Raw genomic sequence first — 14,798 nt, forward strand, 5'->3', positions numbered from 1 at the left:
CCACTCAGAATTGTGCCGGGCAGGAAAACGCCGAGAGCGCTTCCAGCCGGAATGGGTTGAGGACCGATCCGAACTGCACGTCGAATTCCGCGACCTTGCCGTTTTTGCTGAATGCCGCGCGGAACAGGTCGCTGCCCTGGTTATCGATCTTGGCATCGTCGAACAGCCGGAAAGGCGACCAGTCGCCGTTTTCCGTCAATGCCTGCTCCCAGCCGCCGGGCTGAAAGGCGAGACGGGAGACGTTGCTTGCGCCGGTCGATGGCCATGAGATCGATTTCGATTGAACGGGGCCGTGGAAGTACACGACGCGCTCACCCTCGATCTCGAGCATCACCGCGTTGGAGGCTTCCGAGAGCGAGACCGGCTTGATGTTGATGGCCACTGCCGGATTTTCGCTGCCTGCCGGGAAGAAGGCGCGGTTGATCTTGTCGGCATTTTCGAATTGGGCGATCGCCTCGCTCGGAATGCTTTTTGCGCCGAACGTCCCCTTCCAGCCCCATGGGGTGGCGCTGGTATCGACAAAGGCAGCCAGCCGTTCGCTGAAGAATGTCTTGAACAGCCCCTTCGGTCCGAACAGCCTGATGAAATCGCTCATCGCCACGTCGCGCGGCGATTGCCGGTCGAAGGGATAGCGGCCGGCAACGACACTGGAGCAGAGGCTTGCCCCTTCCGCCGTCCAGGCATCGCTGATGCGGGTGCGGGCCGATTTTACCGCCAGTGAGCCGACATCTGCAGCCAGTCCCGCCATCCAGGTGTCCACCGGCGGCGGCAGGCGACGGGCCTGTTGCAGAAGATCCTGGTTGGCATCGGTGAGCTGGCTATCGACATCGAACACCTTGGCCACTTCGGCCGTCGAGGTGGTGGCGCGCGACAGCTGATCGTGCACCTTCTGGAGCAGCGGCTTGAGCTGGCCGATCGGCGATTTCGGAGCGTCCTTGGACTGGTCGGAGATCGGTGTCTGCGCCACAGGCACCTCCAACGCCAGACGAAGACCGCCGAAAGGATCCGGTGCGTTGGCCGCAGCGGTCAGCGCATTCGTCGCGCTGACCGGGTCGACGTCTCCCGTGGAGGCCACATCGGCGCCGACGGGTCTCAGATCGGTGAAGGCGGCGATGGATTTCGCCAGACCCTCGACGGGGCTTGGTTCGCTGGCAAGGATCCGCGTGGTCTCGGCGGCATCGCCGATCGTCTGCGAGGGTTTGATCCGCATATCGCTGAGCAATGCAGTCCAGCGCTGTTCGAAGCTATTGAAATAGAGCTGGAGCGCTGCCTGTGTCGTCGTATCGATCGTGGTGCCGGCCGGATTGGCCACACCGCGTACCCACTCCTCGTCGAGCGCTTCCCGGGCGGCATCGGTGATATCTGGCAGCACGACGCTGCGGTAACCGGTGGTCGAGAAAAGCCCGGGGATGCCATCCTGAAGCGGCGCCTTCGACGTCCGTTCGAAGGCTTGCTCGCCGGATGGACCCAACGCAGTTGCGGGCGTCCATTCCGGCAGATCGCGGGCCGACCGCTCGTTGGCGAGAATATCGTAGGCGCGGCTGGCGATGCTTTGCGAGCGGATGGTATCGCGGGCCTTGGCGATCAAGGCATCGTCGAGTTCGATGGGCGGCAAGACGCCGTCGGCCATCGCCCGGGCATGGGCGATCAGGGCGTGGCGGGCAGCGGCGCGGCCTTCGCCGGGATAAAGGGCGGTGAACATGTCGTCCGCTTCGAGGCTGACGAACTCCGGCTCCATCTTTCCAAGGCCACCCAGCATGCCGTAGAGTTTGAGGGTATTGAAGGTCGCGTCGATGTTCGTGGCCTCGGTCATCTGCTTTTGCAATTGCACCAGCATACGCGGCAGGAGAAGGGCGTTCAGCGCGCGCTGATAGGCATCGCGCTGTCGGGCGGCCACCTTTCCCTCCTGGTCGAGGCCGAAGCTGACGGGCCAGACGCGGGTTCTGGAGAAGTCTGTGGTGACAGCCGCGAGATTGTCCAGGGCCGGAAGGATGCGCAGGAAATCGGCGTCGGAGACATCGCGCACGGGCACGCCGCGAATGGATTGTTCGTAGGCGTCGATCCGACGGTCGGCGCTGGCAATCGCCGCATTGTTCTGGAAGTATGTCGCAGTCCAGCTGGTCAACACCACGGCCAGAACCAAAACGGCCGATGCATAGGCTGCCCGGCGGAAAAACATCTGGCGTCGGGAGAGCCGCTTGTCGCGGGAGACGAGCGAAGCTTCCTCGAAAATCACCTCCTTGAACAGCCGGGACAGGAAATAGCTGCGGCGCGACTGGGACGCGGTCACGACAGACCGGCTGGTCTGCGTGCCCGAGGCGAAATAGACACCCCGCAGCAAAGGCGGCTCGATCAATTTTGAACCGGAGCAAAGTTCCGTCATCACCTCATGCAAGCCTTCCTTCAGGGCCGCGAGCTCGGCCGGGAAGCGGAAGATGCGGCCGCGCAGCTCCGGGTTCGGCTCCTGTTGCAGCCGTTCGATCAGCATCGAGCCGACCCGTTCCTGCAGAAGCGTGAACTCTGCCATGTAGCGCTCTGGCAGGGTTTCGGCCTTGTAGCTTTCGTCGAGACCGAATGTCGTTCCCCAGACCTGCTCCCGGTCGGATTTGTTGAGACCGTCGAAGAATTCGACGAAGCCGGTCAACAGGTCCGCCTTGGTCAGCACGAGATAGACCGGGACACGCGCCTGCAGATGTTCGTCGAGCTCGGAAAGTCGCTGGCGTATGACGCGGATTTCCTCGCGCTGGGCTCCTGCATCGCGGGTCAGAAGATCGCCGATCGAGATCGTCAGCAGAGCGCCGTTGATGGGCTGGGAGCGACGGTACTTGCGCAATAGCCCCAGGAATCCCTCCCAGCCCGCCTTGGCGGTGCCATTGAGATCGTCCTGCGTTGTGTATCGTCCGGCGGTGTCGATCAGGATCGCCTCGTCCGTGAACCACCAATTGCAGTTGCGGGTGCCGCCGATCCCCTGAACGGAATTGCTGCCCAGCGCATCGCCGAGCGGGAATTTCAGGCCGGAATTGGAAAGTGCCGTGGTCTTGCCGGAGCCCGGCGCGCCGAAGATCACGTACCAGGGAAGTTCGTAGATATAGCCGAAACGCTTCTTGGTAATCCGCCTCAGGAGCTGCAGCGCTTCCTTCAGCCGGTTGTGGATCTCTCCGACCTCAGCATTCTGGCTGGCAGCCGCTTCCGCTGCGGCATCCTGCTCGATCCCTTCGACCAGTTGCTTGTCGCGGCGACGATCGCGGTAGGTCGAATAGCCGAGATAGATGAGCCATGCGACGATGACGGCGACGATGAGCGTGATCCGCGCGTTCGGCGTGGCCAACGGCTTGAAGTCGCCATAGGCTGCAAGAGAGCCGTAGAACCAGACGACCACGCAGATCGCCGCGACCCAGATGACCGAGATGAACCGCCGGCCGACCAGGCCGGCATAGGCCTCGACATAGGATCGCAGCGTGTAGAAAAGGCTAAGCGGATTGTTCATCGGGTTGCACCTGGCTCAGCCTGGGCCTCTGGCGTGGTCTGTTGTTCCGCCTTCGCCGGCGGAACCTTCAGACCGGCATCGGTCAGCCTTTCCTTTGGATCGGTCAGCACGAGGATTTCAGTACGTCGGTTCATCTCGCGACCCTGTGGCGTGGCATTGTCGGCAATCGGATCGCTGTCGGCGCGACCTTCGGTGAGGATTGCACCGGGGCCGGTAAAGCCGCTGAGTATGTCGCCCACGGCCTTGGCGCGCGCTTCCGATAGATGCCAGTTCGATGGGAACTGGATGGTTCGGATGGGGATGTTGTCCGTATAGCCGACAACGACGGCGCGGAAGTTCTCCTGCGCAAGGGCGCCACCGATACGCTGGATCAGGCCCTCAAATTCGGGGCTGACCTCGGCGCTGCCCACTTCGAACAGGCCTGAGTTGTTGATGCGCACCAGCAGTTTGCCGTTCGAATCCGACAGCGTCACCAGTTTCTTGTCGACCTCGGGCTGGAGGAAGGCAAGCAGGCTGTCCAGCCGGCTCGGCGGCGGCGGGGTCTTTGGCGGTGGTTCCTGAACAGGTTGAGGCTTGGCCTCTACCACCGCCGGTTTCTCTTCCGGAGGCCGCTGCGGTGCGCTGATCAGCAGGCTCGGTGTGTCGCGCGGCGGCAGGGAAGCAAGCCGCTGGAAGGTTCCGTCGGAAGCGCCGTTGAGCGACAGCGTGAAAAACAGGTAGCCGAGCGCAAGGATCAAAGCGAGGAGGGACAGCAAGGTCCACAGCGCAACCGACGTGCGCAGCGGCTTGTGGCGGGCCGAGACGCCTTTCCAGTGCGGTGAAAGCTCGCGCTCGAAAATCCCGTACTGGCCCAGCAGCGTCTTGTAGAGGCTGTCGCGGATGCGTCCGAGTTCGAGGTTTCCGCGCGGCGAAACGCGGGTGCGACCCTCGAAGGCGAGCGAAAGGCTCAAATAGAGCAGCAGCAGCAAATCCTTGTTGGCACCAGGGCTCTGATGGAAGTGGTCGAGCAAATCGAAAACCCGGTCACCGCCCGTCACGTCCATATGGAAGGTGGACACGAGCCCCGAACGCGCCCATCCGGCCCGCACGCCCCAGGGCTTGCTGAGGATCACGTCGTCGACGGTGGCGCAGATGACGTAATGGGCGGCGCGGGCCCGCTCCTGGCTGATGCGCGCACCCGCCAGGTCCCGCTCATAGCGGCCGACAGCCTCGACCGCGACCCGCCGCAGCTGGTCGATATCCGGTTGCTCTTCCGTATAGCGCAGCACATGCGCGAGGTTCAGCAATGGCGCGGCGGAGCGCACCAGCGTCGGCACTTCCTCGCCGCCGAAGCGGAAGTCGCGGACCATGGTCTCGACGGACCAGCCGCCGCCCGGCGCCGCGGAAATGCCGGATGCCGGCATCGAATGCCCGCCGTCCAGCACGTCGTCGAGCATCTCCGCCATTTTCTGGGCGGACTGGGTCTTCTTGGTACCCTCCTCTGTCACTTCGACAAGGGTCGGCTGATCTTTCCAGCCAGGCGTGGGTTCGTTGCTCATTCTCTAAGGGCCCACAGTTCCATTTCGAGACCCGGGAAATCGCCGGCAAGGTGCAAGGCGATGGCGCCGGAGGTCTCGAGTTGCTTCCAGATCGGATTTTTGGTGTCGAGTTCGAAGTAGATGGTGCCGGCGCGATAGGGCAGCTGACGCGGCAGCACCGGCAGGGGCCGGACGGGAATACCGGGCAACGCGACGTTGACGAGCTCGGCGATCCGTTCGACGGGCCCGACCTTGATCTGCGCCGGCAGCTTGCGGCGCACGTCCTCCGCCGGCATTTCGGCACGGACGGCAAGCACGAAGCCTGCATCCTTCAGCAGCGAGCGGTCGTTGATGGTACCGACGCGCACCCCATGGCGGCGCTCTGCCAGCTCGATCAGCACGGCCGCCTGTTCGAGAACGGCCGAGAGCGAGGCCCGCAGATCGTCGAACACGGCTGCAAACGTCGCCTTCAGGTCATCGTGACGATAGGGTGGAAAGTCCGATGCGCGCTTGCGATCGGTGGTGAACGTCGCCAGTTCGCCGGCCAGCTGGATGCAGGTCTCGTAAAAATCCATCGGATGCATGCGCGTTGCGTTCGCGGCGATATGCTTCAGCATGGGATCGGCACGGTTGAGGATCTGCAGCAGGAAATAGTCCCCGACTTCTGCGGTGCCGCGGATCGTAGGATCGCCGATACGCTCGGCAATCGCCTCGGCGCGGTGACGGACGATGCCGAGCAGCTCGGTCATCAACTCGCTCAACCGGGATTCGGCGGCACAATTGAGGCTGGCGGCAATGAACTCCGGATCGAGGATGACAGCGCGGTCGGAACGCACCTCGATCACCCGGGCAAGCCCGATGAGTTCGTAACCGGCGAGTTCGTCGCCCGTCTTCAGATACCGCAGGCTAAGGCGACCGACATCGATCGGCGCCATGAAGTCGGTCTCGACATTGGCGTCGGGCGCCTCGTAGTTGGACGCGACAAGGCGAACGCTGTTCAATCGCGGGCCGCCGTTCAGGGCGACGTCGGCCTTGCCCGGCTGGCGGGCGGGAAGTGCGAGGTAGATGATGGCGTTCTTGGTCTCCGGGTCGAGATCGAGCGCCGGCGGCAGGTCGGCATCGATCGGCGCCTCGAACGGCGTGCCGTCGGGCAGGATGCCGCGCAGGTTCGACAGGGCGAACTGGCCGATGGCGAGCGCGCTGCGGTCGATGCCGATTTCCGAGACGCCCCAGGGGTAGGGGCACAGTCCGCGGGTCGTGGTGCGCACCAGCCTTTCCGTCCAGCGGTCCGCCTGCTGGAAATGCTGCACGCGAAGGAACATGCCTTCGCTCCAGGCCACCCGGTTCTCATTTCTCATCGTCGCGTCGTCCCTCTTCTCCCCCGGCCGGCGCGTTGCCGCCAAGGTCTGGTGCTCGGAAAACCGTCGGTGGCGCTTCGCCAGTCATTGCCGCGCGGAAAATGTCGCGCACCGAAAGCGTCTTCCCGTCTTTCTCGAATTGCGTCCGGTAGGCGCGCCAGTAGTCACGGCTGCGCCCCCAGGGCAGTTTGCGGCTGCTGGCATCGACGCGCGCCTCGATCAGGCGCGGCTCCATGAGCCGGGTCGCCTCCCGCATCAAGGCATCGAGAGCGCTGGTCAGTCGCTGCTGGCGCATCAGCAGTGCCTCGGCACGGCTGGCAATGATGTCTTCGCGGCTCTGGGCGGACCGATTGAAAGGAGGCGCGACGGTTGGCTGTTCCATGTCGAACAACTGGAAGGCGCCATCTACGGTGTCTTCCAGGCGCGTCAGCAGCGCTTCCATCGTCGCCACTAGTCCGGTGGAGCGGTCGGGCGAAAGTTCAGCGAAGTCCACTTCCCCGATTTCTGCAGGCGGCTCGAACGTGGGCAAGTCTTCCTCGACACCCCCCTCCGACACCGCCGGGCGAACCCGTGCGATCGGCACTGCCACGCGGGTTGCCGAGCCATGTTCGAGGTGATCCCCGAAATCCGACGAGCCGTCTACATTCCAGTCGTCGGGCAGCAGCTTGGTGGCCGAACCCAGCTGCGGTGGGCCGTCCCAGCCGATTTCGACGTCGCGCGAGGAGGGGGCGCCCGGTTTGCCGCGGCCCTCTCGAGCGGGCACGGGGGTTGCCTGGCCCGACCATCCATCGGCTTCCCGTTCACCGATAATGCCGCTGGCACTGCCGCCGCCGGACGAAATATCCGCAAGGATGGCGGAGATGGTCAGCGGCTCGTCGCTGAGTGCTATGCCCGCTGCGGGGTCTTCCACGTCAGGCGCGCGTTCGCCGGAAATCGAGACTGCGAAAGCAAGCCCGCCGAGCTCGAGCCGCGATCGGTCGTTCAACCGTGTGGCCTCGCCTTCATAGACGACGACGCCGTCGACCTTCGAGCCGTTGGCGCTCTTGTCGATCAGGGTGAATCCGTCCCGGTCCCGCTCGATGATGCAATGGAGCTTGGACACCGACCTTTGGTCTTCCGGCAACTGCCAGTCACAGTCCGCCGCGCGCCCGAGAGTGCGCCGGCCCCGCTCGAAATACCATTTTGTCGCCGTGCCCGAGGCGGCAGCGCTGCCGCTGATCTGCTTGAGTTCAAGCCGCATGCAAACCTCCCTGCGTGTCGACGGGTTGGCGCTCGACGATGATCGCGTCGCCGCTGTCCGTTGCCGCCGGTTCGTTCCGTGCCCAGCTGTTCCAGCCCAGCCGGGGGCCGGGCTGCGCGGCCATGTCACCGGCTTCACCCAATTGGCAGAACGGGATTTCCTCTTTGCGCAGGACGACCTGGATGTCGAAATCGAGGGCCGCGCCGACATAGAGACGGGCGAGCGAGAAAACCTCCGTGATACCGCGGCCGCCTGGGGTCAGCGAGAGGTAGTCGGCATAGCCGAGCGGGCCGATGACGATGCGAAAGCCGCCGCTGAAATCCCGGATTGCGGTGCCGGCCGTGGCGTTGACGCCGAGCTGGACGCCCTGCGGACTTCCGATCTGGCTGCGCTCCGCCTCCGGAACGGTCAGCCAGCGGCCGCGAAATAGTTCAACCTCGACCGGTAGGCCGGTAAACTCTCCCAGCATGGCGCGCAGGTTCGCGGCATTGCGGTTGCGGGCTGCAAAGAATCCGGAGAACCGCAGCAGGATATCCTCGTCGACGCCGGCAATTTCTGTCAGGCGCCTGGTGCGAAAGCCGGAAAGTGCCAGCAGCGAACTGACGAATGCGTTGCCCTTGCGATCGCTTCCCCAGCGCAGCCGCCGGGCGATCCGGTATTTTTCGCAGGCATCGGCGAAGAGTTCTGCCATGCGGCTGCTGAAGAGATCGAAGAAGCTTGCAAGCGCCCGCGAGCGGTTGCGCTCCTGGCGAAGGATCTGTTCGTCATAGGTCGAGGGCATCGAGCCGAGCGGGCCTGTGAGGCCGGCAAGCGCACTGCGAAGCGAAAAGCGCCCATCCTTGCGCTTGAGGCCGCTGACGGGAAGTGGCGCGGTGGAGACGCCGGTATGCGCCAGGATGCCCAGCTCTCCTTCGGCTGCGGCCTGGGCGATGCGCAACGCGGTGACCGGCTCGAAGCGACCGGGATCGCGCTCCAGCAGATCGACGAGCCCGGCCAACGCAGCCCCGTCGGGGGGTACGGCGTGGCCTTCAGGCTTGCGGGCGGTTGAAGCATCCATGGTTCGCGTCGGATCCTCTCAGAGAAGCGGCCGCTCGGCGGCGCGGGGCGGCCAGCTGGCGATCGGTCTGGACTGGCCCTTCATCGAAATGGTCAGGCGGGTGAAACTGTTGACGGACGTATAGAGGCTGAAGAAGCGATCGAGCACGGCGCCAAACAAAAAAGCCGATGCGCGGTCGATGGCGGCAGGGTCAAATTCCAGCGATATGTCGGTGCCGGGCACCATCCCGCCGCTTCCGAGCCGGGCGGTCGACGTTTCCGCCCGGATCCGGATCAGCGCATCGACGAGCTGCTTCGTTTCCGGGCTGTCGCGGAATGCGTAGAGCGAGAGAATATCCTTGAGTGCGGCTCCCTCGTTGTCGAACAGCGACAGGTGGTTGAGCAGGAGATGGGACATCAGCCGCCAGTTTCGGCCGTCCTGGTCGCTCATCCGGACCGATGGCGTCGGAGGAATCAGCGCCTCGACACCCGCGACCGCCTCATGCCCGGAGGCCAGTTGCAGGAAGGGATGGCCGCCACCGAAGGGCAGCTGTTCCGGAAGGTCGCGGTTGATGCAAAGCGCATCGATGCTCGCCACGGCATCGATCCTGCCGGCCGCATGGCGATCACGGTTGACGAAGGCGATGTCCATGTCGCTCGTTCCGTCATCCTCGTCGAAACGGCGATAGGACTGCCAATAGGACTCGCTGCTGCCTGCCCTTTGCGAGCGACCGAAGAAGGGCTGGCAAAACTCCTCTTCTCCCCGTGGGCCTGTCAGAAGTACCCGGTCGATCGCGTAGATTTCCCGTGTCTTCTGACGGCGCGCATCCGGCAGAAGCCGGTATTCGGTGCGGGTGCCATCGACGGAGATCGGTTCGCAGGTCTGCCGGAAAAGATTGACGGCCGGTGCCGCATGCAGCGCGAAGTCGCGGGCAGACAGCGCCCGCTCCAGTTTCGCATCCGTTTCCTTGAGATAGATGAAAATCTCGAGCGGTCCGCCGCTCCAGGCGTCGAGCCCTTCGATATCGACGAACAGGAACTTCTGCGGCAATGCGAAAAATTCGGTCATGAGACGGTAGCCGATGAAACTCGGCGCGGGATAGGGCAGCATTGCCTGCTGCGGCTCGAAACCGACCGGCTTGAGGTTTCGCGCCGGCAGAAAGATCGGCGATGGATCGTCCGCGTGTTTTGCCAGCGCAATGCCGAGCGTGTTGTTGCAGAGCAGTTCATAGATCGCCACCGCCTGCTGCCACGGGGAGGCGACATGCAGGCGTATCCGCCCGAGACCCAGTTCCCCCAGCGGCTTTCGTGGGTCGAGGGATTGCAGCGACAGCCTGATGCAGCCCGCAGCGCCGCCGTAGGGAGACAGCGGCGCGTTGATCGGCTGGCCGCTGAGGCTGGCCTCGGACATCTCGATCGGCGCCATCTCGACATCCTGGGTCGTGCGGAAACGGCATGACTCGCCGCCGACCGGCTCGGCCAGGATTTCCGTGTGGCGCGGCACAGTCTGTATCGAGGCCAGCGTGTCGCTCGGCTTGAAGCGCACGATGCTCATCGATGGCAGCGGCGCCAGATAGTGCGGGTAGAGCGTTTCGAGCAGCCCATCGCTGAGTTCGGGAAATTCGTCGTCCAGCTTCTGACGGACGCGGGCGGCGGAATAGGCAAAGCTCTGGATCAGGCGCTCCACATGCGGATCGTCGGCCACGTCGCCGGTCATTCGCAGGCGCCCGGCGATTTTGGGGAAGGCGTCGGCAAAGCGCGAGGCCCGCCGCCGAAGCGCCAGCAGCTCGTCGTTGTAGCGGTGCAGGAAGCCCTCAGCCATTCGCAGCCTCCACCAGGAAGCGTTGCGTGGAGGGATCGATGGTCGACTCGAAGCTGATCGGCGGCATGCCTTCGTGCAGGCGGAAGGTCGCCTGGATTCTCATCCGCAGGGCCCTCTCGGTCATCGTGCGGCTCTTGAGGATCGTCACGCGGACGTCTGACAGACGGGTCTCGAACATCGAGATGCGGCGCTCCACCATCTGCGCAAGCTTCAGCTTGGCTTCGTCGGTGGCGAGATTGGCCGAGACCATGCCGTCGACGCCATAGCTGACCAGCGCATCCTTCAGTTCCGGAAGCGCTGCAGGCGGCGCCTCCGGGCAGCGGCGCGTGTTGAGCAGCGCCTCCAGGTCGCGGCGGATCGATTCCCGCATGGTGCGGATCTGCTCGGCCGTACTTGCCGGCGGATCGAACGGGCGATCCGGCTCCTCGTCGATCAATCTGTCGAGGATCGATCGGGAAAGGATGCGATCGCGCGGCCGGTAGCGCTCCAGCGGGTCAGCCATGGGCAACCTGCCTCCCGGTCGGGTCGCTATCGATGGAAGTCTGCGACCTCTTCAGGCTCTGCAGATCGTGGAAGGAGACGAGATCGTCGCCGGCCAGGAAACAGCGCTGGCCGCGCCCGGTGGTGATGCCGGTCGGTTCCTCTACCCATTCTGTCTCGCGGCCAAGCCGCAGCCTGTCGTCGGTGCCGCTGCCGGGGTAGATCGCCGGGATGAGGACGGATGCGACGGCGCCGTCGACCAGCGACAGTTCGGCGCTGCGGAAGGCAAGATCGCGGGGTCGGCTGATCGGCTCAAGTGTAAGCGCGGCGATCTTGGAGAAATCGATCCAGAGATACCCGCCGCCGCTCATGATCACTTCCAGGGCATGCGGCATGCGGTCGTCGAGATCGCGGAAATCCGAAACCTGTTTACCGTTCCAGCGCATTGCGAGCTCACCGCGTTGTTCATCGAGAGCGCCGAGGATCGCTTGCGTCTCCTGGTTGTCGGCTATCCGGCTGGCGATGCCGATGCGCAGCGCAAGCTTGTCGAGTTCACTCGGGCCGCCCGGAAATTCCGGGACTGCACCGGTGGCAAACCAAGCATCGCGAGCCGCCATTCCCCGCAGCATGTTGCGCAGGAGGACGAAACCCATGGTCGCCTCCGGTGCGAAGGTGGCAGCCAGGCTGCACTGGTTGTCGGCACGCTCGTAGTCGCCGGCCAGAATCAGCAGGTCGATGTAGAGGTGGCGCGCGTCCTGGTCGGATGGATTGGCCTTGATGTGGGCCTTTGCCTCCTGAAGCGCCTCGTCGAGCGCATCCCTGCCAAGTGCCAGGGAAATGCTTTCGGACAATGTCATGCGGACATCCTTTCAGGCGCGGCCGCGCGCGATTTTGCGGCCGCTGTGTTTGCCGTTTCTGCGATGAGGTGGAAACTGGTGGAAACGTCGTCGAGCTGGAAATGCGGCTGCAGACGTACGGTGCACGAGAACGTACCGGGCTTGCCGGGAATTTCATGAACCGTGATGCCCGCCGAGCGGAGGGGAAATCGCGTCCTTAGCGACAGGTCGGCATCGTCGTTGCCGAGCGTGTAGCCGGTCAGCCAGTCCTCGAGTTTCCGCTGGATCGAAATGGCGTCGGACAACTGCCCGATCTCGTCCCGCATGATCACCTTCAGGTAATGCGCGAAGCGAGACGCGCAGAGCACGTATTGCAGCATCGCGGCAAGCTGCGCATTCTGGCGGGCATGCTCGTTAGCATAGTGCGGCGGCGCGTGCATCGACTGGTTCGAGTTGAAGATCGCGGAGGCCGATAGATAGGTGGTGCCAACGGGGATCAGGCCGAGTTCGCAGAACTGCTGTTCCTGGCCGCTGGTGAGCCGCATTTCCACAGGCGGCTGGGCCGAAAGCCCGTTGCTTTCGGTGCCGAAGTCGTAGGGCGGAAGTTCCGCACCGCTTAACAAGCCACCATCGACCGCATCCTGGGTGACGCCTCGGATATCGGCGAACCAGCCTGCCTCGATGAAATTGCGGATCACGACGGTGGCAAAGGCAAAGGCGGCGTTGCCCCACAGCAGCGAGCTGCCATCCGCGGCGATGCTTTCCCTGAACGGAAACCCATCGTCACGCCGGCGGGCGAAGGGCTCGTGCGTCGGGCGCATAAGGATGCGCGGCGCCACTAGGCCGAGAAAGCGCGAGTCGTCGCGGGCGCGAAGACTGTTCCACCGCAACCGGGTCGGCTGGTTGGCGAGCCACGAGAAATCCTGCACGCGATTGAGCTCGGAGAAGTCCTCGATGCCGAGCGCCCGGGGCGAAGCGCCGGCCACGAAGGGGCAGAATGCCGCCGCGGCGGTCATGCCGAGCTGGGTGAGCGCGCTGACGGAATCGGCGCCGTCTGGCTCGGTCGGCGAGAACTGATAGTCGCCGAGGAGCAGCCCGAAAGGCTCGCCGCCGGGCATGCCGAACTCCCTGTTATAGACAAGCTCGAACAGGTGGCTTTGGTCGAAATCGGAGGCACGCTCCATGCTGCGCGCAAGTTCGATCCAGCCGAAGCTGAGGAGTTTGATCTTGACCTCGCTGCTGTGGCTGGATTCGCGCACGAGCATGGCGAGCCCGCGCCAGCGGGCTTCCATGGCCTGGAAGTCCGGATGGTGCAGGATCGCGTTCACCTGGCGGTTCAGAGCCTCGTCGATCAGTGCGATCAACTGGTCCGCCCGGCGCCTCCACTCTGTGCGTGAACCCATGGTCATCCCGGTATCAGATCCAAAACAGTCTCGGGATAGGGGCCACAAGGCCCACGGTCTCGAGCGTGTGTGAAATTTGAAGGCAAAGTCTTTGGATGCACACGCGCGGTGGAAAAGCCGCGCGTGTGAGGGCATCAGGACTTGGAGGGAATGCGTGCCACCATTCGAAGAGAGGTCGTCAGCTCTTCCATCTGCAGCCAGGGGCGCATCCAGGCGACGGCATTGTAGGCGCCGGGCTTTCCGGGAATTTCCTGGACGGTGACCTTCGCATCGCGCAACGGGTATTTCGCTCGCGATTCTTCACCGGCTTCGTCATTGGCGTTGACGTAATTGGAAATCCAGCGGTTCAGCCAGGCTTCGCAATCCTTCGCTTCCATGAACGAGCCGATCTTGTCGCGACCCATCACCTTCAGATAGTGGGCGAAGCGAGACGTCGCCATCATGTAGGGCAGGCGGGCCGACACAGCCGCATTTGCGGTTGCTTCCGGACGATCGTAGAGCTTCGGCTTGTGGGTCGTCTGGGCACCGAAGAACACGGCATAGTCGGTGTTCTTGTAGTGGCAGAGCGGCAGGAAGCCGAGCTTGCCGAGTTCTGCGTCGCGGCGGTCGGTAACGCCGACTTCGGTCGGGCATTTCAGGTCCAGATCGCCGTCGTCGCTGGCAAAGACATGCATGGGCAGGCCTTCGACTTTGCCGCCGTTCTCGGCGCCGCGGATCGCGGTGCACCAGCCGCTCTTGGCAAAGGCTTCAGTCAGCCGCGTGCCCATCACGTAAGCGGCGTTCATCCAGCAGTAGTTCTCGTGCGGCAGTTCGCCATTCTTGGAACCGCCGGTTTCGTCATAGTTAAATTCGTCGATGCGGCTGGTCTGCGGTCCGTAGGGCATGCGGGCCAGGACGCGCGGCATGGCCAGCGTGACGAAGCGGCTGTCCTCGCTGTCGCGCATTCCCCGCCATTTCGCGTATTCGACGGTTTCGAAGATCTTCTCGAGATCGCGCGGCTTGGCGAGTTCGCGGAAGTCGTCAAAGCCGAACATGCGCGGGCTTGCCGCCGAAATGAACGGCGCAAACGCCGCTGCCGCGATCGACGAAATACCTTGCAGCAGCTGCACATCGTCGAAGGAATTGTCGAACTCGTAATCGCCGATCAGTGCGCCCATCGGCTCGCCGCCGGGAGTGCCGAACTCGTCTTCGTAGACAGACTTGAACAGCCGCGATTGGTCGAACTCGACCGCCTTGGCAAGATCCTTGCTGACCTCGCGCATGGACGCGTTCAGCACCCTGATCTTCAGGTTGACGCTGGTCTCGCTGTTCTTCACGAGATACTGCAGCCCACGCCAGGTGCCTTCCAGCTTGACGAATTCTGGTGCCTGCATGATCGCGGCGAGCTGTTCCGAAATCGTCTTGTCGAGTTCGGCGATAGCGTTGTTGAGAGTGATCGTGAGGTTGCGGTCATAGGTGACGGTACCGGCCAGTGCCTGGTCCGTCAGGGTGCGCAACAGATCCTGGGCGCGATCCGGCTCCGTCTGCCGGGTTGCCGCAACGACCTTGGCAAGAATATCAACGTCGGTGACGAGATCGGCCTGTTGCGGGGTCTGGAATTGGGTGTCAGTGCTCATCGGT

10 protein-coding genes are annotated in these 14,798 nt (G+C 63.8%); all 10 read right to left on the reverse strand.

All coding sequences use genetic code 11. The features are described 5' to 3' along the window. Window positions 1-4: 4 nt before the first annotated feature. The 10 genes from tssM to tssC (VH564_RS23275) all read right to left on the reverse strand — a co-directional run bounded on the left by tssM (window position 5) and on the right by tssC (VH564_RS23275) (window position 14,794). The gene (tssM, locus tag VH564_RS23230; protein ID WP_423342220.1) at window positions 5-3,487 is read right to left on the reverse strand and encodes a type VI secretion system membrane subunit TssM; all 3,483 of its coding nucleotides are present in this window, start codon (window positions 3,485-3,487) and stop codon (window positions 5-7) included. Beyond that, entirely contained in the window at window positions 3,484-5,025 is a 1,542-nt protein-coding gene (gene tssL / locus VH564_RS23235; protein ID WP_423342221.1) for a type VI secretion system protein TssL, long form, read from the reverse strand. Before tssL ends, tssM begins: the two co-directional genes overlap by 4 nt. Then, entirely contained in the window at window positions 5,022-6,362 is a 1,341-nt protein-coding gene (gene tssK, locus VH564_RS23240; protein ID WP_423342222.1) for a type VI secretion system baseplate subunit TssK, read from the reverse strand. Before tssK ends, tssL begins: the two co-directional genes overlap by 4 nt. Beyond that, complete coding sequence (locus VH564_RS23245) at window positions 6,352-7,602, reverse strand: FHA domain-containing protein (protein ID WP_423342223.1); 1,251 nt, start codon at window positions 7,600-7,602, stop codon at window positions 6,352-6,354. Before VH564_RS23245 ends, tssK begins: the two co-directional genes overlap by 11 nt. Then, window positions 7,592-8,659: a type VI secretion system baseplate subunit TssG gene (gene tssG / locus VH564_RS23250; RefSeq protein WP_423342224.1), complete on the reverse strand. Its 1,068-nt coding sequence runs from the start codon at window positions 8,657-8,659 to the stop codon at window positions 7,592-7,594. Before tssG ends, VH564_RS23245 begins: the two co-directional genes overlap by 11 nt. Window positions 8,660-8,677: 18 nt before the next feature. Further along, a complete protein-coding gene (gene tssF / locus VH564_RS23255; protein ID WP_423342225.1) occupies window positions 8,678-10,459 on the reverse strand; it encodes a type VI secretion system baseplate subunit TssF in 1,782 nt (593 codons plus the stop codon). Next, entirely contained in the window at window positions 10,452-10,961 is a 510-nt protein-coding gene (tssE, locus tag VH564_RS23260) for a type VI secretion system baseplate subunit TssE (RefSeq protein ID WP_423342226.1), read from the reverse strand. Before tssE ends, tssF begins: the two co-directional genes overlap by 8 nt. Then, window positions 10,954-11,796 (reverse strand): type VI secretion system accessory protein TagJ, encoded by an 843-nt coding sequence (locus tag VH564_RS23265; RefSeq protein ID WP_423342227.1) that lies wholly within the window; start codon window positions 11,794-11,796, stop codon window positions 10,954-10,956. Before VH564_RS23265 ends, tssE begins: the two co-directional genes overlap by 8 nt. Continuing rightward, window positions 11,793-13,178, reverse strand: a complete 1,386-nt coding sequence (gene tssC, locus VH564_RS23270) for a type VI secretion system contractile sheath large subunit (RefSeq protein ID WP_423342228.1) — start codon at window positions 13,176-13,178, stop codon at window positions 11,793-11,795. Before tssC (VH564_RS23270) ends, VH564_RS23265 begins: the two co-directional genes overlap by 4 nt. Window positions 13,179-13,312: 134 nt before the next feature. Then, on the reverse strand, window positions 13,313-14,794 hold the full coding sequence (tssC, locus tag VH564_RS23275; RefSeq protein ID WP_423342229.1) for a type VI secretion system contractile sheath large subunit: 1,482 nt from the start codon (window positions 14,792-14,794) through the stop codon (window positions 13,313-13,315). Between the last annotated feature and the right edge of the window lie 4 nt (window positions 14,795-14,798).

The organism is Rhizobium sp. HT1-10 (genome assembly GCF_049472505.1).
Taxonomy (GTDB): Bacteria; Pseudomonadota; Alphaproteobacteria; order Rhizobiales; family Rhizobiaceae; genus Rhizobium.